Origin of the sequence: Celerinatantimonas sediminis, assembly GCF_046054195.1 — a bacterium.
Taxonomy (GTDB): Bacteria; Pseudomonadota; Gammaproteobacteria; order Enterobacterales; family Celerinatantimonadaceae; genus Celerinatantimonas.
In genome coordinates, this window is record NZ_JBEQCS010000014.1 from 85,466 (window position 1) to 110,621 (window position 25,156).

The following is a 25,156-nucleotide window of genomic DNA, read 5'->3' on the forward strand; positions in this document are numbered from 1 at the left end:
GCCTTTTTACTAAGTTGCCTTCTCTAAATTGTTTATGCCCAAAACTGTTTAGCACAAGATTACTGACCACATTCTCATGTCAGTTCTTGACCTACTTCTCTTAATTGCAGATTATGAGCCTAGTCGAGAACTTATGATTATACAGGCATGTTCTGCAGTTTATGAGTGGATGGAAGAATAAGACCGATAGAACAATATGTTGCTGCTATGGCATCTATATTTTCTGAAAATTTTATAAAGACAATGTCTGCTGAAACGACACTGTTATACGTTTCTGAGGAACTATGGATAAAGTTGAATTTGTGAAAGCCATCAAAGAAGTTGTTGAGTCTTCATCGGTAGAAAATACTATTGAAAACTTATCGGAACCACCTGGTAGATCTCCAGATAAGCGGTTACTCGAACAATCGAATTGGTTCAAGTCATTGCATCCAAGTGAGCAAGCGTTAGTTCAGAGTCTTATCGAGGATGCTGTCAAAGAGTCGGTTTTCGGTATGCTTTGTGTGCTTGATGGTGTCAGGTCAATAGCTAGTAGCGACGATAGTTCGATGAATATCCAGTTGACCATCGGAGACTCTCTGATAAATGACACTGAATCAGAGTACCTACATGACATCTACCAAAACGTATAACAAACGTTCAAGGAATCAACATACTTTTCCTAATCGGACAGAAACGCTGTAGAAAATCAGTTCTAAGACGTTCCTGTCCATAATTTAGTGAGTCAATTAAGGCTAACTAAATCTACCCCCATTATAAGCTAGACTATTTTTACTCTGTAATAGATTTGGTCGTATTTTAACCTGACACCACACATATGCATTTCGTTTTAAAGCGCCTTTAGAAATGGGCTTTTTAGACTCATAATAACTACCCACCTCAAAATGCGGTTTTTTTATACAGATTATTTGGCTCCTAAGAATATCACGGGGAGAAATTTGTGCATTCATATCTGTATTAATTCAGATTACTCATTTTTATCGATCCGTTATATATTTACGATTTGAGATAATAGGTTTGGAAAACACGCATGTACATTTTCCCTGATAGTATATTTAGCTAAATGTTGATAAGTTCATCACATACGAATAGTAACTGGGCATGTTTGCACTGATCCAACAAGGTAAACGCACATGCGCACGAATAAAATGTTATGTGTCCACGTAACCAGGGTATAAAGGACGTATGCAGGAGTTCTTTAAAATACTAATGTCAGCACTTATGGCATCATTTTTTTTTGGGTATTTTAATTATAGTAGCGACAGCTGGTGATCTTGATGCAGATTTTGTTATTCTTATATATTTACTATTCGGCACTATTTACGGGGTGCCTGGTGCAATAATTTGGTGTCTTATATATAAGTATGCATTTTCAGGAAAAGTAAAGTTTATAGGGCATATTATAAGTGGGATTTTAAGCGCTGTAATTTTAAATATTGTTCTATTAATATTAAGTTTTATGAATCTAATAGATACCTTATTTTTAGGAGTATCTTACTGGTGTATAGCTTTAGCTTCAGTAATTAGCATTATTATTTATAAAGTTTTTTATAGCGCTAAGTAATTGCAGTCCAAGACTGCATAACAAGTTGTTCACTCAAACTTTACTGTCATTTAAGGCTTAAAGCTGGAACAAAATCATCAATTGAGGTTTGAGTACGTGCTTGCAAGCGGCCAATAGCTTTTAGCACTAAACGCCGGTTCTTCGCCGATTTAATCCACCCAGGCAGTCTTGAAAAATAACCACTGCTGCGCAATCCACCTTCACGCAAAAACGCTTCTGTATAGAGCTTTAATTCATTCAGGTGAGCGGCATTGTACACCCAAATATTACCCAGACGCGTCGGTTCAACGAGTGCTAAATCCAACCCAAAATAAGGATCGACAGCATGGTGGGAGGGTTCCCACTGACGAAAGGATAGTTCAATCTGATTCACCGTTTGGCAATTTGGACAAGTGCCCTGCCCGTATTGATTCGCTATTGCGGCGCGGTTTTCATAAAACTGAGACGCTTCCACCCACTGATAGCCACATTTTTGGCAAGGTTGGCGACCAAAGCCTGCCCAAACGCTCTGCCAGTCATCGACTTTCGTATCAAGATGATGCTGACAATGTGGACAGGAAAATACCCCATGAAAGTTTCTTCCAAGCGGGCTCCCGGTTACCAGCGCAGATTTACCACAATTAGGGCACACAACTTCCACTTGGCTAGCCCAATAGACTAAAGGCCAACCTTGGTCATAGTATCGCGTTTGAGTCATCAACCAATCCTTTAGCTGCAAGCCTTATATCAATAGAAGTTACGCACAATAAACTTAATGCGATAATTACAACCAGCGATTACAAGCAGAATGTGACTCGATATCTTGATAGCCTTTAGAGTCAATGACTTGATGGTCATATAAATCATCTAAAACATGCTCTAACTTCTCAAAGTCTTCCGCACAACCGCAATACTTCACAAGAGCAGGAATAGCTTGATCAAGTAATTTAGCGAAGGCACCTGCGCTTAATTTCTGGTGGGCTTTTTTTAGGACGTTGGCAATCGCTTTACGCATCGGTAACAGATCATCTTCGGGGTCAATCATCTGTACTTCAATCGCTGCGATTTGAACCATATACTGATTCATATTTTACCTTTAAAATTAAAACGTTGGTCAATAATATTGATTAAGTTCTTATAGGGTAACGCACTATTATTCTGGCTCAATGGTCCAAAAAGAACAAAATCATATTAGCTTTAGCTCTAAGGGGCCTTAGAATACCAGAATTTGATATAGATCATCAGTATTTTTCGACGAAAATATCATCTGCATACCTGACTCATATCTTATAAAAAGTCTGTGACAAAAATATAATCGTCCACTAACAAAAAGCCCTAACGATAGTTTATCGTTAGGGCCTGCTGAGCATTGGTGATTGGTTTTGCACTCATCTGAGGCAATTTAGACAAGTCAAACGCTTCGCCGTGTAGTCATTGGCCACCGAAGAACATTTAACGCTGAATAAATCGGCCTTAGATACTGCCCTTTGGGCATGCATCAGTGCAATCGGTCATTCTATTGTGGGCCGGCATTTTCTTGAACATTATCTGGCACACTAGAAGCTGCGGTAATTGTATAACTGTAGCTTACTGGTGAAGTGCCAAAATCAGACCCTGATGACGATGTGCCAGTTGTATTGCTATAAACATTATTTCGTTCATAAAATTTATAGGCATTACCACTGGAATCTTCTGAGATAGTATTGGTGTTATTGGTGTAATAAAAATAGTTAGATTCAGAAACAACAACACTACCACTATTGACTTGAATCGCTTCGTATTGCTGCATTGGATAGCTATCGCCATCACTGGCTGTACGAGTGCCTGACAGCGCTGGATGGTTATCAAAATAGTTGCTATAAAGATGTACCCAGCCTCTAAACAATGGCCGTCCACGCATATAAGGGCCAAACCAGTTATGGTGAACAGTCACATGCAATGCCCCTGTTTCAACATATGAGTCAGATGAGTTTGCCCCAATCACGATAGCTAGGCGTTCACCAGCTAAATCAGTATATGAACCAACCCAGTTCCAAACTGGATCAGGGCTCATATAGGCCCAGCTTTTAGAAAAGTAAAAATGGTTGTATGAGATGGTCACATAATCTGATGATAAAGTAACACTCATCAGATCGTCACTCGTATTGTAAAAAGTACAATGGGTAATATAAGCGTTTGTTACCCGGCGCAGCGAAACCCCTTCATAGTTGATCCCTACGTTATTAGAAGTACCATAAATTTGCGTTGGTAAATCTTGTAAATCAGAAATATTGCCATAAAAAGTAATATTAGAGACTTTAATATTTTCAATATTGGTACCAGTTGAAAGCTCTTCCCCATCAAACTTCAACTGAATGTTTTCTAAAACAGCCTGGCCACCTGATTCGCCTTCGACCGTCGTATTATCATTATCTGTGGATTCAAACGTAATTGTTGTTAGTGAAGAACCACCATAAATCGTACCACTAACAATAATGTGATGAGAACCTGCCGCAACAGCTGCCTTAAGTTCAGCAAGAGTACTAACCGTGGTCGATGTATAGCTATCACCGCCAGTGGTATTAGAAAAGCCCCCAGTATCCGCCGCCTGAGCGAGCCCTCCCCAGCCAATCACGACAGCACTGAGCACTGCCATGAGTCCTCGCCTTATCAATTCTACCCGCATGATCATATCCTTTAGAGTGAAATTTCCAATGAAAGGTGCATAGACACAGCTCTGTATCATTTACAGATAAAGAGCATTAATGAAACAAATAAAACGACGTTTCGATATTAAATATAGAACTATTAATATATATATTAATTATTTTGAATAGATAAATAAATTTACATTAACTGACACTTTTTGTTTTTTCTATAATTTTCATTAAATTATCAATATTGGCAATTAAGAATAGGTTATATCTCAAAATTTAGTAATCGATAGCGGATATTTATATATGGAAAATGACATTAAATCTAAAACAACGGAGATTTTTCATAAAATTAAAATTCAAGTAAATCACTTATAACGACTAACTCATTATCAATTAAGGCATTATTTTAAATAAACATTATTAATTTTTATAATCATACTATTCGAAACAATAAATACGCTATCCATGCGTTCTATCATTCCTGCATAGAAATACCATAGTTAGGCGCAACGTTACATCCGTTGCCCCTACCACCTCAAAGCCCATTAGTTTAAATATCAAGGAAGTGGTTTGCAGTTAATCTGCAGCATTCGTTAACTCATTAAGTTTTCTAAGCGCAAAATCTCCGCGAAAGCGCACGGCTTGTGCTTTATCACTGGCAAACTGCTCTGCTAATAGACGAGCCTGATTGACATCATCAGAGAGGTTTTTAATCAGAAATTCTGCGCTTACCCGGCGCACGATTCCCGAACGGTCTTGGGCGGCCTGAAAAATAAGCTCCCAGGTTGGATAACTTTGAGTTAATTGGCGCTTCTGCGTTTGCCCGATGAGCGTACGAGCACCACTTTTTTTATCGGTCAATTGCCAGTATGCCTGCCCTCGATACCAGCTGGCATAGCCTTCTAGCATAAAACGATAGGCAATCGCCCTCACTGCAGGCTGAATCGCATCAATCGCAATTACAGGTAAGTGCGCTTCCCAAGCAGCAGAGCAGCAGAGCTGCATCAATAAACGAGGCATGGGACCGGAACTGCCTGTTATGATCTGCTGTTTAAGCGCAAGCTGAATTTCAGGCAGCTCGCTTATCGTAACCAATGCTTGCTTATCAACGTCATCAGCTCGTCCCCATGATGGGAAACGTAGGATTGCTTCAATAAGCGAATCAATCACCCAATCGCTCGGCGTTAAAGATGCAACATTAAGCAGTGATTCACGCGCCGCTTTTCGAACTGGCTCAGCCCAATCATTGAGTCTTCGCAACATCTGCGCAAAGAAAAAACGACTCGGGGCTCCTCGTTGCAACGCTCGCAGCGCTCTTTCCCGGACATAGCCATCGTAATGCATGACATCCAGCCAACTTATAAAATGTGCCTCGTTGCGAACAATTAATGCTCGGCGCAAAGCCATCTGGATGACTCGCTCCCAACGCTGTAATTTTTTAAGTGGTAATTGTTGGGTGATCTCAGCAATATCATCAAAAGAAGTGCTTGCTGGCCAATTTTCACGGGGCGCATAAAACGCAATAACAGCGTGGTAAAGCTGATTTTCGAGCGCATTATTGATATCTAGTATCACAACATTACAACCTTTATTGTTGGATTAGTGCAGAGTTGGCTCATCTTACGCACTTTGGTCCTCGCTAAAAGAGAACTCACTTGCCGATGGCAATCTTCCCTGTTCATAGCATTCTTGTAATTGGCTCACAAACAAAGAGCTAAAACCAATAAACTGGGCTTTTGCCAGTAATATCCAATCATCAAGAATATAGCTGCTAACCTCGTGCGCATGACTCGCCTCAGACAGACGTTGGTATAGATCGGCGGTGTCAAAACCACAACATGCTGATTTAACCTGCTCATAGCTCTCACACCACTGGCTATCAAATGGGTCTTCATCTCGCCAGTCTAAATAATTATCTAGCTCTTCGCTCGAATAACTTGCTAAATGGCTATAGAAATTCTCGGGGATCTCAGGCCTATTACAATTCATTGCTTATTCCCTTTTTGCTTTGTGATTGCTTTAAATATTTAAAAATTTCTTTTATTGCATGCAACAGTGCTATCCACCATAACTTTTATCAAAATAAGTCCTTGCAGCTAATTGATTTAATCCTTGAGGATTGATTAAATACATCTGTTCAAGAGGATTATTTTTTGCTGTAGTGGCTATGCAAAATTCAAAATCGCAATAAGCACTATCATCAGGGTCAATATACCAACGCATCAACCATTCGTTACTTTGTGGATAAACAGCTGTTCGAACTTCGGCCTCACCATTCATACTGGCTCTTAACGACTGCTCATTGGCAACCATATTTTTAAGTTTTATCGAACTGATTGGTTTTGCTTGAGTTAAATAGCCATCGTGCTCATGCCAATCATGATAGAGGTAGAAATTTTGCGGATTTGCATCAAGCAGCTTAGTGAAATATTTAAGCGCCTTTAGTAGGGTTTGCATACTGCTATCGACACCTGATGTCACTATTTTACCATCAAAAGGCATCTGAGCTTGTTTCCAGCGCTGTTCTAAATCGGGCGTCATCCTTGTTATTACCTTTTATCAAATCCATTTAAAGAAATCATTTAAATATCGATAGATTAAACTCAAAATTAGCAGCTTTGAGCGACAGCATCTATCAGGGAGAATATACATACACAGCTTCATAGGTAGATAAACCAATAGTATTTATAATGGCAGTATCAATCGTATTGTTTATGGTTGTTTTGCCAATAGTTTATCCCCCATTGCATCTTATTATTAACAAACACACGCCCGCCAGGCTGCGGATAACCGGGCGGAAGGATACGGATGTTGGCCCGACTCGGGAAAATATTCTTATCTTTTACAAGATGCTTAAACCATGAATATTCATGACAAAGTTCAGGGAGTGAAAAATAAATCAGCTCGCCTAGTGAACTAGCAAGCCAGTCTTCTAACTCTTCATCTTCGGTTAAAGGCGAATTCATCGCACAGCACTCGGCCATTTGTTGCAGTTGTGCATAATGGCGCACTTTCCAGTCGCAAAATTCAAAGATGTTCTCGCTCGATTTTAAGTCGATAAGCTTATTGAGATCATCTGGTTTAAGTTGCTCTTGTTCTTGCTCAGTGAATTGCTCATCAATAAAAAACGCAACCAAGGCATCTAAATGGTGAATAACCAATGCTGGATGTTCGCCACTGCCTCCACCCAAAACCAAATTACTGGCATCAGCACTAAAATCACTCATTGCCCAACCATCACCTTGGATTGGCCCGATAGGATGATACAGAGGAAGATAACCTAGTGAACCGATATATTCATGATCAAATCCATCGATATAACTCATCTTTATTGCATCCTTTGTTTTGAGCTAAAAATCATCACCTCTGGCGACTATTTCTTAAGCCGATATTGCTGGTACAAATGCTCCACCGAGCTATCAACGATTTCTTTTAAAATGCCAAGCGCATCTTTATACGAAAGGGGCGGATAACTATAGCTTACAGATTTACCACCAATGAACCCTAGCCAACCCCGCGACAGACGCACATCAACATCTAAACTAGCGACATCAAAATCAATAGGAACCAGTAGATAACTGACTATCACAAATTCATCTTGTTGTTTGCTCAAGGTGATCCCCCCACCCTCGCCACTTTGCTCGAACTGCTCTATTTCATGGTGCCACGGATACTGGTTAATCGCCTCTTTTAGCTCGTCATAAGTCTTCACCTGATATTGGTGATTCACCACCTGAGCATTTTCATCATGATAATTACAATTCACATCAATCATTGCGTTGGCTTTCCTTTGGGTTTGAATTATTGCTGGTAGTGCTCAGGGTGTGACCTTCGGCTTAATGCAGACCGACCATCGCTTCATCTATCAATTGCAGCTGACTATTGCGAAACCGAAAAACACCTCGATAAAAGAACGCTGCATTTCCAGGATGGCAATAATAGAGGCTACCTTTAAGATATACTTGCAGTTGATGATCAACGATGCCGCTGGCAACTGGCGCTAAGCCGCAATAATCCATGTGGCTTAATCCGCCTTGGGTAATGTCTAAACGAGAAATTTGTCGCTTGTTCGAACTCATCCTTAGTAGATTAAAAAACACATAGCTCAGCTCATTTGCATCAATGTTTTTGACCTCTTTATTTTTCTGGTTAGAAAGACACAGATAATGGTTTTGATCATGCTGGCTTAATAATATGCCCTGAAAAGTTGGATCCGGACATGGCTCAGTATGCATTTGGCTTAATTTGTGTTGTTTTGCAAATTCCCGCCGACAAACTTCGTTATTGTATACAATCTCGTGATAAACGTGTTGATCTTGCATACCACCAAGTGGCGACATCCAGCCATAAAGCATCCCCTGCCCTTTGGCCAAACAGCGACTATAATGGCCCACTTTAATTTGAGCCGCCATCAAATCGCTCATTAACCAATAATAACGAGATGCATTGGGCGCTGTTGCGGCACCAGGGTATAAGTCCATTTCACAGCGAGCAATAAAATCCGTTAACAATGCGTCAGCCTTGGAATATTGCTCTAATTTAAAAAGCTGATGAGCTTTTACTCTTACTTGACTCAATGCATGTTGGCTACATTGTTCACCAGCAAAAACCTCAAAACTCACAGCCACAAGACTGAAAAGCCCCAAAAGAGCAACACAGCGATAAAAATAAGCGCAAAGAATCATCAGCTTTTTCATTCTAATGGTGCTCCTCGAGGCTCAACCGCCCGTGTTTATCCAAGCGATAAGCGGCTAAATCGCGTGCTAAAAATAGGTTTGCGCTATAAACCTTAAGAGCTTCACGGCGAATATCCTCAATACAATGAGAGGCTTTGGGGCTATCTTGATAACGAGGACTAAAATGAGTCAGCACTAGATTAGGCACTTGCGCAGATTGGGCAAATTGCGCGACTAATCGAGCATAGCTGTGGCCAACATCGGCCCCCACTTTCATTGCAACATCTTCGGTATACGTTGCCTCATGGACCAACACCTGACACCCAAGACAAATCTCTTTCAGTAGCGAAGGCGTGTCATTATCACCGCCGACAACAATTTTTTCGGGAGCGTGATTGTCGATTAAATATTCTTGAGCATTGATGGGTTGCCCATTTACATGAACAGATTGTCCTTTGCTTATTTGCCCCCAGAGAGGCCCTTGGGCAATACCATCAGAGATGAGCTTTTCAATGTTCAACTTAGGATTAGGATCTTGCTCTGTAAAACTATAAGCGTGCGATGGCACGCGATGGGACAATTGAGCCGCTTCAATGGTGACATCGCCGATACGCTGATGAAGCTTAGCGCTTACCTCAATAAAATGAAGTTCATAACCTAAGTAAAACTCGCTACATAAAGCGGTTGCCTCAAGCCACTGCGCAATTTCTTTAGGCGCAATAATAGTCAAAGGCTCTTTACGGCCATTCATCGCAGCACTTGAAAGTAGCCCCGGTAATCCATAACAGTGGTCGCCATGCATATGGGTAATGCAAATACACTGCAACTGGTTTAGCGAAAGTGATGTGCGCAAAATCTGATGTTGAGTCCCTTCACCGCAATCGATTAAAAACCATCCTTTGCCTTGAGAACACAGCAGTGCTAATGCACTGACGTTTCGAGCTCGGGTTGGCGCGCCAGCCGACGTTCCTAAAAATTTAAGTTGCATAAAATCACTCTATTTCCATATGGCAAAATTATCGTTGGGCAAGCTTGTGAAAAATCTAAAAGTCACAGCGACTAAAAAGCAGACTCACCTAAGTTTGTAACAAACCCGCCAGTGTTGTAACAAATATCTGAAACACCACGCACACATCAAGCTAACTAACTGATTATAGGTAATAATAAATCGGCATAAATATTGATATTACCTGAGTATGTTAATTCTTATTTATTTCCAAGGTATCTCAATATGGATGAACTTGAACTTAAAACACTGCGAAAATCAGTACGCCGAGCTAAACGTATCGCCTCTGAACATGCTGCAAAATTACATGATCTAGTCGAAGACCGACTTCCCAGCGACTACCAAGATATTCCACAATTAGCAGAAGATTGCTATGGCGCCTGTCAGACCTGGGCTCATTTAAATGCCCAGCTCAATGCCGCTGAAGCAGAAGCTGAAGTGCCCCAAAAAAGTTAACGTGCCAGCCAAGTTTTACTTTTGGGAGCAGTTAAAAACCGCTCCCATTGTCTTACTCAAGTTCAGTATCAATACGCAATGTCGCATAAGGGCAGAGAAACTCGCCAGGGATATAGAAACCATGTGCCAAATATTCATCTAAATTAGGCATATAGCCTTGCTCAATCGGGCTAAAACAGATGCTATAGCTATGAAATTGCTTATTCTTAAAACGCTCGATTAACTGACTATAAAACTCTTTATATCGAGGATTAGGCATCATGGGCGAGTCTGAGAGCGAGTCATAGCCACAACCTTTAAAAAATAACAAAATAGCCGTACCCGCATCGCACAGAGGATGGTTAATCAACGCCTGCAATACCCGAAGACATTGTTCAGTATCATCTCCCCACTGATAATGATCGGCTGCGGCAAAGACTTCTTCTTTCGTTTGCAGTGCATCGATAGTAATCAGCTGTGATTCATCTATTTTGAAATATTCCAACACTTGTTGCACGAGGTCTAAGTGTTCATCTGCTGCGCTAACAATTTGCTGATAATGCTGCTGGCTTGTGATAAATCCACTTTCAGCACAGATAGTCACGCGTTGGCATTGCTCAGCCGTCAACTTTTTTCCTCTTACCATTGAAAGAATCCCTATTTATTCATAATGGTTAACTAAGTGCTTGTTCTGCTAATTTCAGCAATTTTGCGATATCCCCTAACACTTCTTGGCGGGATTGCTCATCGATTAAAAATTCAAACAAAATAAACGCATCAGGGTGGTGATAAATATCGCCGATGGCATCAGATAATTCTCTAAGTTCATCATCACTAACTACTAATTTGACCTGTTTTGAACCGTAGGCTTTGGTTAAATCAGCGCTACCGACCAATCGACATTCAACAGCAATTGCAAAAAGAGCAATCAACGCCTCTTCGTAATGAACCTGCTGCTCATGACCATCAGCATTGATAAAACTCACATCGTGATCGGCATATTCCAATTGAAGAAAATCTTTACGTTGCGCAAGCAATTTATCAAGATCGCTGCGGCTATAAATATCGTCTAACGAAATCGACTCGCTTGTAAAACTCTCAATAAATTCCTGAAAATCACCACCGAAATCAGTCCCAAATGCAGTATCTTTCACTTGTTCAATATACATAGCCATCCTCAATATTCTGGCGCGAAAAAAAGTCAAACAATCCTAAATAAATCAGTTTATTGTTATCTATTTGGCAAGTTTTTGGCGAACTAAAGTCTTCTTTATTCCCCACAATGACATAATTAAAACCTTGCGGAATTTGACGCTTCCAAGCGGTAATAATCTGCTGGCGATTTGTCTGTGATACTTCACCAACAAATAGATCATCAATACCGCTGGTTAATTGATCGACAAAGAAAAAATCATGATCATAAAACCACTCATTCTGAGAGTGAGCAAAGCGACTAATTGGCGTCTCATCATCGTTGTAATGTTCTTCAAAAATCGCTTCGCACTCATCGTCAGAGCAAAAGTCTGCAGCCCAGATATGCGCCTGATATAAACACATTTACAATCCTTAATACTCGCGGTTAACCAAAATCTAATCCAAGAGAATCAACTAATTGGCGATTCTGCACTTGATAAACTTGTTCCAATGGTGTTTGCAACGCGTCCAGCTGACCAAGCGCAACTTGCTGATAGAGCTGTGCAACTAGTGGGGAAATATCGTTAATCTCGATAATCCAATCGTGAGCGTATTGCATGAGCACATCTGCGCGCAGACCCAGTTGAATGGCTCGACGCGAAAGTTTTTCGCCGAGTGGGCCATGATCAGGATCCCACTGCAGACGAACGTCAGAGTTAGCAACGGCCTGTTGCCAACTTTGTTGGTCGGGATATGCATGACTATCAAAGGAAGACGACACTGCATTGGCCAAAATATATTCAAAAGCTGAGCGTTTGAGTTTAATCGCCAAGACCACTTCTTGAGAGGTTTTTAATCCCCATCCACAGCGATACATCATCCAAAGAAAATTAGGTTTAATCCAGCTCATTCGATTAAAACTAAATTCACCGCCGAAATGGCCATGCTTGGCTGCATAATGACCAATTGACGGACAATAAGCCTGATAAACAGTAACTGAAGAGTCATCATATTGAGCCAGAATCACTTTTCCTTGTTGTGGCCAGCGAAGCTGCTGCTCATTTAATAGCTGTAACTGCATCCCTATTTCTCATATTAAATGTGCTTTTAGCCATAAATAAAAATGTGTATAACACAGTTATTAAATTTATAAATGCTAAATGAATGATACCGATTATAAGAACCATCGTTTTAAGTGATATATCGATATACACCTATATATTTGTTAACACATTATATTGATTTATTACAAAAAACTTTTTCGCAAAACTATTTTTTGCTCTTTTAACAACTGGTGACATTTTTCAGCATCATTAACCACATCAAGCTCTGCGCCCGAATAGACCACAACATCACGGCCGCCGACCTGAAACGCAAGCTCCTGAAACGCTCGCTCTTCAATGCCAGTCAAGCCCCCTTCGAGCTTCTCCATGGGATGCATAATAATCTGTGGTAATGGTTTAAATCGGCCTGTTTTATATACTTGTTTCATGGCCTGCTGTATTAACATCGCTGACAAGTAGAAGTTATTTAAAAGCGATCGTGGATGGTCAAATGGATTAGAAACCTCAACATCAGCCTTTATCGATTTCTGGGCCTGATACCCAATTGAATCCAACTGTAATCCTTTTTTAGCGTGTTTAACGCCAATCAGAGCAACCTCATCAAATTGTTGCAAAGACTGGACATTAACAACCTTTAAACGATTTCCCCAAATTTGAATATATAAAATTACTGCTGGAAATAACCTCATTATGGGCTCACAAAATACTTATGTTCCATCCAAAATCCGCTATCAGAAATCATCCATGAATGATAAGTATTCTGTATATTTGAGCGTCTAGCGATGGCACTGAAATGAAATTAAAATTTGAGGATATATTAACAAAAATATCTTTTATATAATAACTTTATTATTACTATTGAACGACAAATAGTCAGCTTTGACTAATTGAATAAATTTCACGCTAACATTTCTAAAATAGATTACACTGCTCTTCACCTATAGCATTCGCTATCGTTGCCTTCTTACACCAAAGGAATGGTTATGAACCTAAATCGATTGAAAATTTTACCCCTTATCGCCCTTTTGCCTTGGACTACAGCATATGCCGCATTGATGACGCCGCAACAGGCCGTCGTATCACTGCATCTTGAAGAGCTTGCAAATACTTATAAAACCACCACAGAGAACCAACAACCCCAGCAACAGAACCACTTAAAAGCCAACACGTTACTCATGGATATGGGCGTTATCAACGCGGATGATTTAAAACATCCGCAGCGTCTTAGCCACAAGCTGACTCAATTTGTTAATGATAATCTCGATACCTCAGAAAACTATTTAGGCAATGTCCATGATGAGAATATAGTGGAGCGAATCAACCATGCCTGGAAATACACCAAAGTCATTGATGACCCAAAAGTTCTTGCCCAGTTGAATCAATTTATTGATAAAGGCTATACCACTGGCTACAACGTTATCGATACCGACGACCTATCTCATTTTCATACGCTGCGAACCATCCGTTATGGACACAATAATATCCGCCATGCGGATCAGTTAATCTACCTCATGCGTATTAAAGGCTTTGATCCAAAAGTTCAGCTGAGCGTGAAATCATCCGCATTTTTGTATCTGGCAAAATGGGGCAAACCAACCTATCCCGTCACGACCCTGCCTAGCGGCAAAATGGTTGCAGTAGCCAAAGAATATAATCTTGATTTTGAATTTAAAAGCGTACAACGCAAAGCGCAGTTTATGGCACTGATTAATCAATACGCCAAAAAAGATAGTAAAAATGAAAAAGGCTTAATTTATGAAGCCTGGTGGCAACCCTTCTATCGCTCATATACACCAATGAAAGGCTACGATGTGCTGATGGAAAACCGCATTGAAATTGGTAACTATCAAGCCCAGTTGATGGTTTTACCTGAAAAAGCGCAAGCTCAGGCAGAACACATTCAACGCGATGCACCCAAAATGCAAGTACACACGCTTAAAACATGGGTGAATCCTTCATTTTACCGTTACATGCATGGTGATTATAAATAACCGCACAATAAATTAGCTTATTGAACCCGTGCCAACAGCATCTGTTTGGCATGGGCAACTCGAGGTTGTCGTAAAGCACTCGGTAACCAAATGAGATAATAATTAATCTCAGTATGTGAGCGAGGTGGTGGGATTAATTGAAGCTCACCACTTTTAAGTTGCGATTCGCACAAAAACTGTGGCATGACTGACCAACCAACCCCTTGAACCAATAACGAGCGGTGAGCCCTGAGATCCTGCCCGACCATCGCTGGCATCAGCTCAAATGCGCGAATGCGATTATGTTCAAGCCACTGGTCAACTAACGACAGTTCAAGGTTATAAGCTAATAATGGTTCTTGTAATAAGACCTTTGCAAAATCAGCGGCTTTCATCAAGCGCTCAACAACGATAGGCGCTGCCACAGCGACGACTTTGTCAGTTAAAATTGTTTGGCTGCTTAAACGGTTATCACTAACAGGATGAGCCGAAACACCTAAGTCACAATGCCCTTCTAAAAGCATTTGCGTCACCATCGGTCCATCACCAGTATGCATTCGCAGCCGAATGCCAGCTTCTAATAATGGCGCTAATTGTGGCGCTAATTTTTCAGCCATAAAATCAGCATGCCCAATCAGCTGTAAAGCACCTGGAACATCGCGCGAGCGCGCTCGAGCCGACGCTAACGCGGCCTCGGCGGCATCGAGTTTATCACCAATATCAGCGGCTAACTCATCAGCGGCGGATGTCGGCACAACACCGCTGGTTTGTCGCGTAAAGAGAGGTCTACCGATGGCGACTTCTAATCCGGCAATATGCCCCGATACCGCAGGTTGGGTTAAATTAAGCATTCGAGCAGCTCGACTGATTGAGCGCTGACGATAAACCTCGATAAATGTTCTAAGTCTGACGAGCGACATAACTACCCATAAAAAATTTTATACCCCTACTAAAATAGCATTGTTATCTCTCTCCCACCAATGTGACGTACTCTTAGCTCAACAAAAATTCGGCCAAAGAGAAAGCGAGCCACCTTATGAGCGATTCACAACAGTTACATTCGGATTTATTAAACACTCTAAACAGTTTAAAAAAAGCACATCTTGAGCAAGGACTCGCCAACGTCCAATTACGCCAAGACCGGCTGCGCCGAGCAATTGCACTGCTAAGCGATAATCGTCAGCAACTTGCAGATGCAATCAGTCACGATTTCGGTCATCGCAGCGCTTATCAGTCATTACTGGCCGATGTTGCCAGCAGTATCAGTGCACTTAAATATGCAGCAGAAAATCTCGAGCAGTGGATGCAACCAGAAGAGGTGAGCGCCCCAGCAGAGGGAATGCAAACATTTATTCAACAGCAACCATTGGGGGTGATTGGCATCATCAGCCCTTGGAATTTTCCTTTAAACCTGGCTTTTGGTCCTTTAGCTGGAATATTTGCAGCTGGCAATACCGCGATGCTTAAGCCCTCAGAGCTCACACCGCGAACCTCAGCGTTGCTACAAAAATTGGTGGCTCAATATTTTAAACCTGATGAATTAGTCGTTGTATTAGGCGATGCGGACGTTGGCCAAGCATTTAGTTCTTTACCATTTGATCATTTAGTCTTTACCGGTAGCAGTAATGTTGGCAAACATGTGATGCGAGCGGCAAGTGAAAACCTAGTCCCTGTCACATTAGAGCTCGGCGGCAAATCTCCTGTCGTTGTGGCTGAAGATGCGGATATTAAACAGGCTGCAGTTCGAACATTGAGCGTCAAAACCTTTAATGCTGGGCAGATCTGCGTATCGCCCGACTATCTTATGTTACCCAATACGGCCAGCGATGCGTTTGTCAGCGCTTGTCGCGAGTTTATGAGCAAAAGCTTTGCGACAATTGCAAACAATCCTGACTACACATCAATTATTAGCCAGAGACATTTTGAGCGACTTCTAACACTGCTCGAAGATGCGAAAGCCAAAGGTGCAACAGTTATTGCGCTCGCCCCTTTGAACGAAGCAGCTTTCGATGCGAAAACGCGCAAAATCGCACCACATTTGCTTGTTAATGTCACAGATGAAATGCAAATCATGCAAGAAGAGATTTTTGGGCCACTGTTACCTATAAAGAGCTATCAGCAGGTCGATGAAGCCATCGATTATATTAACGCGCATCCACGCCCATTAGCAGCATATTACTTTGGCAAAAATAGCGCATTGCAGCATGACTTTGCCCAAAGAACCACATCAGGTGCTTTAGTCATTAACGATGTCATGACGCACGCCTCTATCGATACGCTGCCTTTTGGCGGTGTCGGGGCATCAGGTATCGGAGCCTACCACGGCATTCATGGCTTTAAACGTTTCACCCATGCAAAAGCGGTGGTCAAACAAAGTGAGGATGGGGCTTCAAACCTTCGCTTACGAGCCCCCTATCAACAAAAACACAAAGATTTATCGGCTCTGTTTAACGCATAGGCCCAACATTTATAGATAAACAAAATTATCGGCTCAAAAATGAGCAAGGAGTAAACTATGAAAATTTTAATGGTATTAACATCTCACGACCAACTCGGCGATACTGGCAAAAAAACAGGCTTTTGGTTAGAAGAGTTTGCAGCGCCCTATTACACGTTTAAAGATGCAGGAGCAGAGCTAGTGCTCGCTTCACCATTAGGTGGTCAGCCGCCATTAGACCCCAAAAGCGCCTTAGAAGATTTCCAGACCGATCTCACACATCGATTTAATCAGGATCTGCAAGCTCAACAAGCTTTAGCCAATACGGTTCGATTAGATTCGGTTCATGAACAAAACTTCGATGCCGTATTTTACCCTGGGGGCCATGGCCCATTGTGGGATTTAACCAATTCAAACGACTCAATCAAGCTGATTGAAGCATTTATTGCAGCGGATAAACCGACTGGATTTGTCTGCCATGCGCCTGCGGTATTACGCCATGTCAAATCTGCTGATGGACAAGCAATAGTGAAAGGTAAAAATGTGACAGGATTTACCAATGGTGAAGAAGCAGATGTGCAACTCACTGATGTCGTGCCATTTTTAATTGAAGATGAATTTATTCGTCTCGGCGCTCATTACCACAAAACTGAAAACTGGGCACCATATGTTGTTGAGCACGGCAAACTGATAACAGGGCAAAACCCAGCAAGTTCAGCCCCAGTGGCTGAGGCTTTGTTAAAACAATTAGCACAATAAAACGCTAAAATTGAATGGGGCGATATTAAAACCGCCCCGGTTGAAGCACTTGTAGGGCATTTATTTAACGCCATCGCTAATATGCGCTGCGAGCTTTTCACCGACCAGTCAGCAAACTATACCTGTGAGTAACTACTCCAAGTGAGTTCAAATTCACAGCTTGTAATATGCCACTTCGTCCAACCAGTTGAGTGGAACCCCTTCAAGGTATAATACACGCGCCCTTTTCCATCGACACTACTGATTGCCTCTAATATTTCTTCGTCAATAGGTGCTGTTGGACACTGATGCTCTTGAAATGCTTTAGTCTCATCATTGTAAATAGATGCAATACTCTTAGTGACACCGTGAAAAGTCAGCACACAATTGTCGATATATTTTGCGACAGAATGAGGGTTATCAACGTGCTCAGGCAGAATCTTCGCGAACTCTAAATAAAGACGAATGCATTCCTTCTCAATATCAATTTTTGATATTGGGCTATCGTGGAAATCCAAATTGTTAAATTGACGGCTCGTTATATATCTCATATGAATGCCTAATGGTAGCTAAGAAGCGCGATGACAGGAGCGCCCCTACGATAACATCTCAATCTCTCAACATGGCCTAATATTTTATTAGTGCGCATGCGCATTTCTCAAACCTATTATCTCAAATCGCAAATATATAACTGATTCAAACCGAAAGAGCTGAGCGTTGTGAATCTGCTTAAATTGATTGTTATGTTTGAGCTAAAAAGTGAACCATGAACTGCTCATTCCACTCATAAAACTCAATGTTTTTCTCGATTGGACAAAACTCTGATTTACACGTCCCTTTGTACAACGAAAAATCAAAGTATGCCTGCGCAACACCGTCAATTAATAAGGCAGCTTTTGTCGCATCCTCACCCCATAATATGGATACTTTCATGCTGTCTTCGCTAGACTCATTACATTGATATATACCAAATGCTGTAATAATTGGATTATTGTCTTTCTCATAATCTAAAGGATAAAAATACCCAGTCCGTCCATCATCTTCAAAAACCACCTCATAACGTCCTATAGGGCTTTTGCTCCCAAACTGAAATGGAGTACCTGGATAAACCTCCTCAGTTTTAAAACCACTTACAACAATTTGATTCATAATTTTTCCTATAAGACATAATGCCCAATTCACTCTATGAGCAACACTACACGAAAGCTCATGCATTGCTTCATAAACGCTAAACTAACTGCAAACCCAAAATGCCACGCGTTGCGAGTCACGGTTTAATTGCTTGTTATATTTATTTAACTTCTCGAAATCAGAAGGATACCACCACTCATTGTTATAAATAAACTCCCCGTTATTTTTGCCAATTTTCTCCCAAAATTTGCCATTTTCAATCTCTGTCCGATACAACTTAGTTCTATATAAATATAACGCTGAAAACAGTTGCAAAATACATAGCACTATATTTAGGATACCAAAATTCGTGACATGTATTTTTGTCAATTGCTGCGACTCGTTAGGACTTATCAACGCTCAAGTTCATCTAGAACCCATAAAATGCCAGCAATACCATTGTTTTTTACACAATATATTCCCGTGTCTATATAGGAATTAGATAAAGGCTCCGGTGAATTGCCATAGTAGCAGTTTGTATAAAACTTTGAATCTTCTGGCACTGATTTTAAAAAGGCTAACGCATATTTCTTTGCACCTTCTTTACTCATTAATTCTCTGTTGGAGTACAGGTGGATAGATATTGCCTGCTCAAGATAAGAAATCGCTTCATTAAATTCTAATTCACTTTCCCACTCAGATGGATCATCTAAATGCAAAATACGGAACCTTTCTTTTCGCGTAAGTATCTGCTTGCCTCGATAAATTCCAAAAATAGTTTTACCTGCACGCCTTTCCAAGCATATTTGTTCACAGATATGCATATTTATCCTAAGTCCTCACTCTTGCTGCACTGGCGTTTTTTTGCGTCTATTACCTGGGATTATTATTAGTTTTGAACTTTATGAGAAAGCTCAATCGTTTGTTCTCGGTTTTTAGTAACGACCAACCAATCAAATAGGACTTCACTATACTGGCCAGTTACTTGATGAAACTGTGCGGTCTTTGTTTCTTCACCGAAGAATTGAGCTTTCTTAGCTGATTTTACAGCTTGAACAATTTTATCTGCGAACTCCAGAAGCTCTTGCTCAGTCCCAATTAGAAAAGCCTCTTCCCATCCAGTTTGAGCCGTAATCAAAGGGCCTGCATTTCTTTCTTTGTTCATTTGATATCCATAATTTTCAAGGGACTAATAACACTGAGCTCAGCGTAAAATTACGAGCGCTAGCGAGTATTTTATCCGTTGCGTCACCATAATTTTTCCTCGGCAAAATTCGTGACAATTATTTTGTCAATTGCTTCGACTTGTTATTGCGTAGTTATCTGGGCTCTGGTAATACTGGTGGCGTACTATCCTCGTAAGTTAAATAGTTTTCCCAAAGTTCATGGGTTCTTTGCTTTGTTAACCTAATGCTGCAAGTTATAGACATTGCATTTCTTATCGTTCCTTCTCTCCATTGTGTATAAACAGAGTCACAATTCGATGACCTGTAAGTTTTCCAATCCTTTTGAGCGATTTTTATTGATTTAACCACCTCTGGATCATAGGAATTATTGCCCAAACTAGCTTGGAGATATTTATTCATTTTTGCATCAGCAAGCACTAAGTTATCAGATAAACATTCATTCATATCAATAGTAGTCTTTACATCACTGCTGTTGCTACAATCTATAGGCTTATCTGCTGCAGATACTGTGAAAGATAAACTAGCTAAAATAATAGTAAAAAACTTATTCATAATTTTCCTCAAAAACTGACGCATGGTAAAAATGCCACGCGTTGCGAATCACTCTTAAGCAACTTGTTATGTTTGTTCTACATTCGCGCGATCACACCAATACTCTGAGTAACTTTCGTTTACCCAACACTCAATTCGTATTGTACCAAACTCTTTATAACTACCTAATTCTTTTGAGATTCTTATACGTTCAGACGATAGTAGATCACTAACTGAATCAGCCAAGTCTTCAAAGCCATGGAGTTCAATATTCTCGTTTGCAGTTTGAAGATTAAGCTTCAGAGCTCCTTGTTCTTCAGTGCGAACAAGCTGTGAGACTACAAATAAAATCTGGTCTCACACACTCAAATAGCCTCTTATAGTTGCTCATATTCCCTCCGAAAACATAACTTTGCGTTAATGCGTGCCATACTGTGAGCGAAGCGAAACTGGCACGCGTTGCGCAATTGCTCTTATACGTTTACGCTCTGAAACCGTAGATACGCAACCCTCTATCCGTAAGCTCAGTATCAAAGTGACCGACTGAGTTTAAGATACGCAATGCTCCATCTATATCTTGATGCCAATGTTTAAAGGGAACATTGAATCGCCACTGGGCTTACCTACTTTGGGGATTTCTAACCATTCAATTCGTTTGTAGGCGAAAGGACCTGATCCATAGTCACCCACATACTTTTCCATTAACTCGTTTGATTTAGTAAACCAGCCTAGAAACTCATCATCGTTATCAACAAACTTCCAATAACACTGGTTCAACATCAATTCGGGTACATCTAATACCGTAAACACTTTACGCCATTTAGAATTTGACATTAGTGACACTGAAAATCGATTTTTAATAACCTTATCTAGGTATTCATCCATTCTTGCTGGCATGTCAAAACCTCCGAACGTATAACGTGTATTTCAATTGCCGACTGCTGACGCTAATTTCGGGAACCAAAATTTGTGACAGTAAAATTTCAATTGGAACTTTTGTTATGCGAATTAGTTCTACCTTTGTTCAGGCTTTATATCTTTGACACCTGATGAAAATGCTTTTATTTCCTCAAGCGTATATTTGGTATTAACTCTCTTCGTGGAAGCAGGTTTATATTCAAGGCTAACTCCTGGCCTCCTCGCAACTTTTGGCCTTATAGGTCTTGGAGTAAAACCTCCTCCACAATTAGGACAAACATTGTCCAAAATAGTATCCACGCAAGTAACGCAAAACGTGCATTCATAACTACAAATCATTGCTTCCGTTGAGTTCGGATTTAAGTCTTTGTCACAACATTCACAATTCGGTTTTAATTCCAACACGTACTGATTTCCTTATCTATTCACATAATATTTATATATTGTGCACGCTCAAAAACTGCCTGCACATTTTCATCCTAAATTTTTATAATCTTTATTAGATTAAATAGATACATAATGCTACTTAAATACACATAGAACTGTAGTTCATATATATTTCTTTGTTGACTCTATCGTAACTCACAAGCCCGTTAAATGGATGCCCTTGGGGATACCTATCTATCACTGTGATTACTAGCAATCTGTAATAATTTACGAAGAACTCTTCATCAGAAGATTCTTGCCAATTAGGTTTCCAGAACATGGCATCCATTTCCAAATAAGGATATTTGAGCTTGTTTGCAAGCATAAGGCTAAAAGTGCTTTTACCACTTCCACTCGTGCCTATTACATTGATTCTTTTCATCGCCTAACCTGATTTTCAGCCCTTTATGATGCGGTCTTTGCTGTAACACATTAATTGATAATCACTCGGTGAATAGCAATAAAATGAAGTTAGATTACAAAATGGTGCATCTAGCCCCTTCGAATAACTTGAATTAGCTCAAACTGCAACTTTAGAAACTGAGCAGGAAGACAATCCTTTGAAACTTTAACGGCAAAATTAGCTGGGAAAAGCAGTTTTTTCGAAAAAAAAACGATCCAGCTATTTACGAAATTAGGGCACAAACTTTTTTACCAAACGTTGTAAATTACTGATTATTGTTCCCCGTTATGTGCAAACGACCTTTTTCTTGCTCTTGCAGAGATTTTTCTAGCCAGCTTTGATACCAGTCTAAAAAGCTCAATCCCAAAGGGTGCATGCCACAATCAACTGCCGTATCATCTTGCCAAACCTCGCCTCGAGTTGGTCCGTTTACTACCAATTTAATCCAATATCCGCAGCCTAAGTCAGCAATATTTAACGTTCCGCCCAGAAAATAAACATCATAATATGCGATTAAATCATCAAACTGCTGTGAGCTTATTTTGCCTGAATTGACCTGCTCTTCGGCTTGAACAACCAGCGCCTCATTTTCTGGATGATATTCCTCAACTGCCAGAAACTCTTGCTGCAACATTTGTATAGTTGCCGGAGCAATTCGATATTCATCCAGCGCCTGTTGAAGGCTAATCAACTGTCCGTGAGGTCCTGGACATTGATCGCCCATCTGCAATAAAAAATCGCGATAACCACTGGGTAATGTGATATTAAATTTGGCTTCAGTTTGTACTAGCCAATCTAACGATACACGGGATGTAGGCGTAAAAGGTTTGCCCAGCAAACGCTCGATAAGTTGTTGAATTATTGCAATCTGCTTAGCATTCACTCACTACTGTTCTTCTTTGAGATACAAATCAACCACACTGCTATGGGTGATTTTTGCCAAGCGCTCTTTTAGCCCCAATAGCGTTGGATAATAAGTTTCAATCAGTTCAATCACCACTTCAAAATCATCTGCATCATCGACAAACTCGAGGTACTCACCACTGGTAAAATCAATCGTCAAATAGGTTAATTTTTTTTGGGGAAGATCGATTTTATAAGTGTGAATGGCAACCACCTCTTGCCAAGGAATATCGTTGTGCGCAATTCCATGCATATCATGCTCATAATGAGGGTGGTGATGGTCATGGTCATGGTCATGGTCATGGTCATGGTCATGGTCATGGTCATGGTCACAGCATTTCATATCGTTCTCTTTAATTAAATTGAATTGTTGTTATTTTATCGGTTAAAAGATTCGAGGAACACCACTATGACGCTCCGCATAGGACTGATTTTTAGCCATCATCGATAACAACTGAATAAATTCATCCGCTAAATCATGATGCTCTGACTGTGCTAAAACCTCGGATGCTTGCAACATGATATCGACCATTTGCTTAGAAATAGTGCTGGTTTCTTTTAAAGACTCTGATTTTTCACGAAGATAATCACGAAGGTCGCAAAATGCTTTTATCTCAATAAGCTCTCGGCCACGCCAACGGCCAATTGAAGCATGGGATAAAAACTCAAGCTCTAAATCATAGTCATTAGGACTATCCATATGAAAAAAACCATTAGTTATAATAAGCAACACAGACGCTGGGCTTATCTTGCCAAACATCCTGAAAATATAACAGCAAATTTAAGCAGGTAGGCTTTGCTTGTCGAGCAAAGCCTAACAAGGAGCTATTTTTAAAGTTGACTAAATTTACGGTCACTACCTAAGTGCTCGGCGCACAACGCACCAAACTCAGACTGCCATGACGACAGGTCAAACTCATAACGCTCTTGAAATGAGCTAGTCTCCGCTCTCATCATATACGCATAGTTTTGGTAAAGTAACAGAGCCTGAACCGGTTGGTTTGCATTAAAATAGTCATTGACGCACTCTTTTAAGAGTGGATAAATCGGATTGTGTTTTTGTCCACCGAAATCAAACTCCATCTGCGCCATTCGTGAAATAACCGGATCGCCTTGCAAATATTCTTGATAGCGTGGATTTTTTAGCATTGCGATAACGCCCTGCTCTGGGCAACCAAACATCCAATTGGCCTGAAATGCTTTAAGAGCAGCTTGCGCGGCCCGTTCATCATTGCCAATCCGTCGCGACTGAGTCGCTAGCGCAAACCAGTACTCACTTATTTCGCCAAAGCAATGACATGCTTGCTCAAGTAACTCAATAGCGGGCTCTACACTGTTGTTTCGATACAGTTGCTGAGCCTTATGAAAAATAGTTGAAGCACACGCATCATCATCGACTTCTTGCTCATCACGTTCGTAATCGTTGAGCTCAAGCCATTTGACAAACACATCCACATTTGAAAATTCCAGACTTAGCATGCTTTCATCGTGGATCATATCGCAAACGACTGGCTCACTATTTTCTTTTCCCAATGGCCAGTACAAGCCAAAATAATCACCATTGCCAAGTTCGGCATCAGCCACTGCAATAAATCCAAGAGGAGGATAAGGTCCTAAACTCGGCTCTTTAACAAGACTTAGCGCTTTTATTGCTTGCGGTATTTTCATCAACATGTCCCTATCGTTTCATCGTAACAAAGCGCTTATACAGCTACTTCATACTCTTAAATTGTGTGAATGCATTACTATAGAGAACTCTATAAATAAGTAAATAAGGGTAAATTACTACACTAACTACTGAATTAGCTGTGTTGTAATAAGTTGTATTCAAAGCGTAAAAAGTGCATCTCTAAATCAATATCGATATCAAACGTATGGGAATAAACACCAGCGCATAGCTGGCTCACAGCGCTCTTCCAAAAATGCAATGCTTTAACATTTTCTTTTAACACACGGATCTGCTGTCCACTTCCCCTAAACTGAGACAAATTTAAATGGAGTTTTCTACACTCATAGATGTAGGAGAGAACCATGAAACA

The 25,156-nt window shown here is 40.6% G+C and carries 33 protein-coding genes and 2 pseudogenes; 6 read left to right on the forward strand and 29 right to left on the reverse strand.

Annotated elements, in window-relative coordinates; genetic code table 11:
• Positions 1-284 precede the first annotated feature (284 nt).
• On the forward strand, positions 285-632 hold the full coding sequence (locus ABTQ23_RS15280) for a hypothetical protein (RefSeq protein ID WP_408616612.1): 348 nt from the start codon (positions 285-287) through the stop codon (positions 630-632).
• A gap of 605 nt (positions 633-1,237) precedes the next feature.
• Positions 1,238-1,564 carry a hypothetical protein gene (locus ABTQ23_RS15285; RefSeq protein WP_408616613.1) on the forward strand — a complete coding sequence of 109 codons (327 nt, stop codon included), beginning with the start codon at positions 1,238-1,240 and terminating at the stop codon, positions 1,562-1,564.
• Between the two features lie 46 nt (positions 1,565-1,610).
• On the opposite strand, the gene ABTQ23_RS15290 is transcribed toward ABTQ23_RS15285, so the two are convergent.
• The 10 genes from ABTQ23_RS15290 to ABTQ23_RS15335 all read right to left on the reverse strand — a co-directional run bounded on the left by ABTQ23_RS15290 (position 1,611) and on the right by ABTQ23_RS15335 (position 9,843).
• On the reverse strand, positions 1,611-2,261 hold the full coding sequence (locus ABTQ23_RS15290; RefSeq protein WP_408616614.1) for a hypothetical protein: 651 nt from the start codon (positions 2,259-2,261) through the stop codon (positions 1,611-1,613).
• A 66-nt stretch (positions 2,262-2,327) separates the two neighbouring features.
• Positions 2,328-2,630 carry a hypothetical protein gene (locus ABTQ23_RS15295; RefSeq protein ID WP_408616615.1) on the reverse strand — a complete coding sequence of 101 codons (303 nt, stop codon included), beginning with the start codon at positions 2,628-2,630 and terminating at the stop codon, positions 2,328-2,330.
• A 429-nt stretch (positions 2,631-3,059) separates the two neighbouring features.
• Positions 3,060-4,178 carry a pectate lyase family protein gene (locus ABTQ23_RS15300; RefSeq protein ID WP_408616616.1) on the reverse strand — a complete coding sequence of 373 codons (1,119 nt, stop codon included), beginning with the start codon at positions 4,176-4,178 and terminating at the stop codon, positions 3,060-3,062.
• A gap of 577 nt (positions 4,179-4,755) precedes the next feature.
• Positions 4,756-5,754, reverse strand: coding sequence for a hypothetical protein (locus ABTQ23_RS15305; RefSeq protein ID WP_408616617.1), 999 nt, complete (start codon positions 5,752-5,754; stop codon positions 4,756-4,758).
• Between the two features lie 45 nt (positions 5,755-5,799).
• On the reverse strand, positions 5,800-6,168 hold the full coding sequence (locus ABTQ23_RS15310; RefSeq protein ID WP_408616618.1) for an immunity protein PIM1 family protein: 369 nt from the start codon (positions 6,166-6,168) through the stop codon (positions 5,800-5,802).
• Between the two features lie 69 nt (positions 6,169-6,237).
• A complete protein-coding gene (locus tag ABTQ23_RS15315) occupies positions 6,238-6,720 on the reverse strand; it encodes a hypothetical protein (RefSeq protein ID WP_408616619.1) in 483 nt (160 codons plus the stop codon).
• A gap of 158 nt (positions 6,721-6,878) precedes the next feature.
• Positions 6,879-7,505 carry a hypothetical protein gene (locus tag ABTQ23_RS15320; protein ID WP_408616620.1) on the reverse strand — a complete coding sequence of 209 codons (627 nt, stop codon included), beginning with the start codon at positions 7,503-7,505 and terminating at the stop codon, positions 6,879-6,881.
• 47 nt (positions 7,506-7,552) lie between these two features.
• The gene (locus tag ABTQ23_RS15325; RefSeq protein WP_408616621.1) at positions 7,553-7,954 is read right to left on the reverse strand and encodes a hypothetical protein; all 402 of its coding nucleotides are present in this window, start codon (positions 7,952-7,954) and stop codon (positions 7,553-7,555) included.
• A 61-nt stretch (positions 7,955-8,015) separates the two neighbouring features.
• Complete coding sequence (locus ABTQ23_RS15330) at positions 8,016-8,876, reverse strand: hypothetical protein (RefSeq protein ID WP_408616622.1); 861 nt, start codon at positions 8,874-8,876, stop codon at positions 8,016-8,018.
• 1 nt (position 8,877) lies between these two features.
• Positions 8,878-9,843: a ribonuclease Z gene (locus ABTQ23_RS15335; RefSeq protein WP_408616623.1), complete on the reverse strand. Its 966-nt coding sequence runs from the start codon at positions 9,841-9,843 to the stop codon at positions 8,878-8,880.
• Positions 9,844-10,086: 243 nt separating this feature from the next.
• Here ABTQ23_RS15335 and ABTQ23_RS15340 point away from each other — a divergent pair, with 243 nt between their 5' ends.
• Positions 10,087-10,317: a CCE_0567 family metalloprotein gene (locus ABTQ23_RS15340; protein ID WP_408616624.1), complete on the forward strand. Its 231-nt coding sequence runs from the start codon at positions 10,087-10,089 to the stop codon at positions 10,315-10,317.
• Between the two features lie 52 nt (positions 10,318-10,369).
• Here ABTQ23_RS15340 and ABTQ23_RS15345 read toward each other — a convergent pair whose 3' ends face one another.
• The 5 genes from ABTQ23_RS15345 to ABTQ23_RS15365 all read right to left on the reverse strand — a co-directional run bounded on the left by ABTQ23_RS15345 (position 10,370) and on the right by ABTQ23_RS15365 (position 13,183).
• Positions 10,370-10,942 carry a DUF4274 domain-containing protein gene (locus ABTQ23_RS15345; RefSeq protein WP_408616625.1) on the reverse strand — a complete coding sequence of 191 codons (573 nt, stop codon included), beginning with the start codon at positions 10,940-10,942 and terminating at the stop codon, positions 10,370-10,372.
• Positions 10,943-10,970: 28 nt separating this feature from the next.
• Complete coding sequence (locus tag ABTQ23_RS15350; RefSeq protein ID WP_408616626.1) at positions 10,971-11,465, reverse strand: imm68 putative immunity domain-containing protein; 495 nt, start codon at positions 11,463-11,465, stop codon at positions 10,971-10,973.
• Positions 11,455-11,853: an immunity 22 family protein gene (locus ABTQ23_RS15355; protein ID WP_408616627.1), complete on the reverse strand. Its 399-nt coding sequence runs from the start codon at positions 11,851-11,853 to the stop codon at positions 11,455-11,457. Before ABTQ23_RS15355 ends, ABTQ23_RS15350 begins: the two co-directional genes overlap by 11 nt.
• A 22-nt stretch (positions 11,854-11,875) precedes the next feature.
• The gene (locus ABTQ23_RS15360) at positions 11,876-12,511 is read right to left on the reverse strand and encodes a DUF4291 domain-containing protein (protein ID WP_408616628.1); all 636 of its coding nucleotides are present in this window, start codon (positions 12,509-12,511) and stop codon (positions 11,876-11,878) included.
• A 165-nt stretch (positions 12,512-12,676) separates the two neighbouring features.
• On the reverse strand, positions 12,677-13,183 hold the full coding sequence (locus ABTQ23_RS15365) for a rod shape-determining protein MreB (RefSeq protein ID WP_408616629.1): 507 nt from the start codon (positions 13,181-13,183) through the stop codon (positions 12,677-12,679).
• Between the two features lie 294 nt (positions 13,184-13,477).
• Between ABTQ23_RS15365 and ABTQ23_RS15370 the strand changes: the two genes are divergently transcribed.
• Positions 13,478-14,485, forward strand: a complete 1,008-nt coding sequence (locus ABTQ23_RS15370; protein ID WP_408616630.1) for a hypothetical protein — start codon at positions 13,478-13,480, stop codon at positions 14,483-14,485.
• Positions 14,486-14,502: 17 nt separating this feature from the next.
• Here the strand turns inward: ABTQ23_RS15370 and ABTQ23_RS15375 are convergent, their stop codons facing one another.
• The gene (locus ABTQ23_RS15375; protein ID WP_408616631.1) at positions 14,503-15,384 is read right to left on the reverse strand and encodes a LysR family transcriptional regulator; all 882 of its coding nucleotides are present in this window, start codon (positions 15,382-15,384) and stop codon (positions 14,503-14,505) included.
• Positions 15,385-15,500: 116 nt separating this feature from the next.
• On the opposite strand from ABTQ23_RS15375, the gene ABTQ23_RS15380 reads away from it, so the two are divergent.
• Together ABTQ23_RS15380 and ABTQ23_RS15385 are read left to right on the forward strand one after the other, a co-directional pair.
• Complete coding sequence (locus tag ABTQ23_RS15380) at positions 15,501-16,922, forward strand: coniferyl aldehyde dehydrogenase (protein ID WP_408616632.1); 1,422 nt, start codon at positions 15,501-15,503, stop codon at positions 16,920-16,922.
• Between the two features lie 57 nt (positions 16,923-16,979).
• The gene (locus tag ABTQ23_RS15385; RefSeq protein WP_408616633.1) at positions 16,980-17,660 is read left to right on the forward strand and encodes a type 1 glutamine amidotransferase domain-containing protein; all 681 of its coding nucleotides are present in this window, start codon (positions 16,980-16,982) and stop codon (positions 17,658-17,660) included.
• A 116-nt stretch (positions 17,661-17,776) separates the two neighbouring features.
• Here ABTQ23_RS15385 and ABTQ23_RS15390 read toward each other — a convergent pair whose 3' ends face one another.
• The 13 genes and pseudogenes from ABTQ23_RS15390 to ABTQ23_RS15450 all read right to left on the reverse strand — a co-directional run.
• Positions 17,777-18,190: a hypothetical protein gene (locus tag ABTQ23_RS15390; RefSeq protein WP_408616634.1), complete on the reverse strand. Its 414-nt coding sequence runs from the start codon at positions 18,188-18,190 to the stop codon at positions 17,777-17,779.
• Positions 18,191-18,380: 190 nt separating this feature from the next.
• The gene (locus ABTQ23_RS15395; protein WP_408616635.1) at positions 18,381-18,788 is read right to left on the reverse strand and encodes a DUF2251 domain-containing protein; all 408 of its coding nucleotides are present in this window, start codon (positions 18,786-18,788) and stop codon (positions 18,381-18,383) included.
• Between the two features lie 374 nt (positions 18,789-19,162).
• Complete coding sequence (locus ABTQ23_RS15400) at positions 19,163-19,573, reverse strand: hypothetical protein (RefSeq protein ID WP_408616636.1); 411 nt, start codon at positions 19,571-19,573, stop codon at positions 19,163-19,165.
• Between the two features lie 65 nt (positions 19,574-19,638).
• Complete coding sequence (locus ABTQ23_RS15405; RefSeq protein ID WP_408616637.1) at positions 19,639-19,914, reverse strand: hypothetical protein; 276 nt, start codon at positions 19,912-19,914, stop codon at positions 19,639-19,641.
• Positions 19,915-20,068: 154 nt separating this feature from the next.
• On the reverse strand, positions 20,069-20,488 hold the full coding sequence (locus ABTQ23_RS15410; RefSeq protein ID WP_408616638.1) for a lysozyme inhibitor LprI family protein: 420 nt from the start codon (positions 20,486-20,488) through the stop codon (positions 20,069-20,071).
• Positions 20,489-21,037: 549 nt separating this feature from the next.
• Complete coding sequence (locus ABTQ23_RS15415) at positions 21,038-21,364, reverse strand: DUF6678 family protein (RefSeq protein WP_408616639.1); 327 nt, start codon at positions 21,362-21,364, stop codon at positions 21,038-21,040.
• Between the two features lie 117 nt (positions 21,365-21,481).
• Entirely contained in the window at positions 21,482-21,790 is a 309-nt protein-coding gene (locus ABTQ23_RS15420; protein WP_408616640.1) for a DUF1272 domain-containing protein, read from the reverse strand.
• 247 nt (positions 21,791-22,037) lie between these two features.
• Positions 22,038-22,193 (reverse strand): annotated as a pseudogene (locus ABTQ23_RS15425) (shikimate kinase); the annotation flags it as partial.
• 286 nt (positions 22,194-22,479) lie between these two features.
• Positions 22,480-23,097 carry an SMI1/KNR4 family protein gene (locus ABTQ23_RS15430; RefSeq protein WP_408616641.1) on the reverse strand — a complete coding sequence of 206 codons (618 nt, stop codon included), beginning with the start codon at positions 23,095-23,097 and terminating at the stop codon, positions 22,480-22,482.
• Between the two features lie 3 nt (positions 23,098-23,100).
• Entirely contained in the window at positions 23,101-23,460 is a 360-nt protein-coding gene (locus ABTQ23_RS15435) for a hypothetical protein (RefSeq protein ID WP_408616642.1), read from the reverse strand.
• Positions 23,461-23,502: 42 nt separating this feature from the next.
• The gene (locus tag ABTQ23_RS15440) at positions 23,503-23,817 is read right to left on the reverse strand and encodes a hypothetical protein (RefSeq protein WP_408616643.1); all 315 of its coding nucleotides are present in this window, start codon (positions 23,815-23,817) and stop codon (positions 23,503-23,505) included.
• Between the two features lie 131 nt (positions 23,818-23,948).
• A complete protein-coding gene (locus ABTQ23_RS15445; RefSeq protein WP_408616644.1) occupies positions 23,949-24,785 on the reverse strand; it encodes a tetratricopeptide repeat-containing protein in 837 nt (278 codons plus the stop codon).
• A gap of 134 nt (positions 24,786-24,919) precedes the next feature.
• A pseudogene (locus ABTQ23_RS15450) lies at positions 24,920-25,156 on the reverse strand (hypothetical protein); the annotation flags it as partial.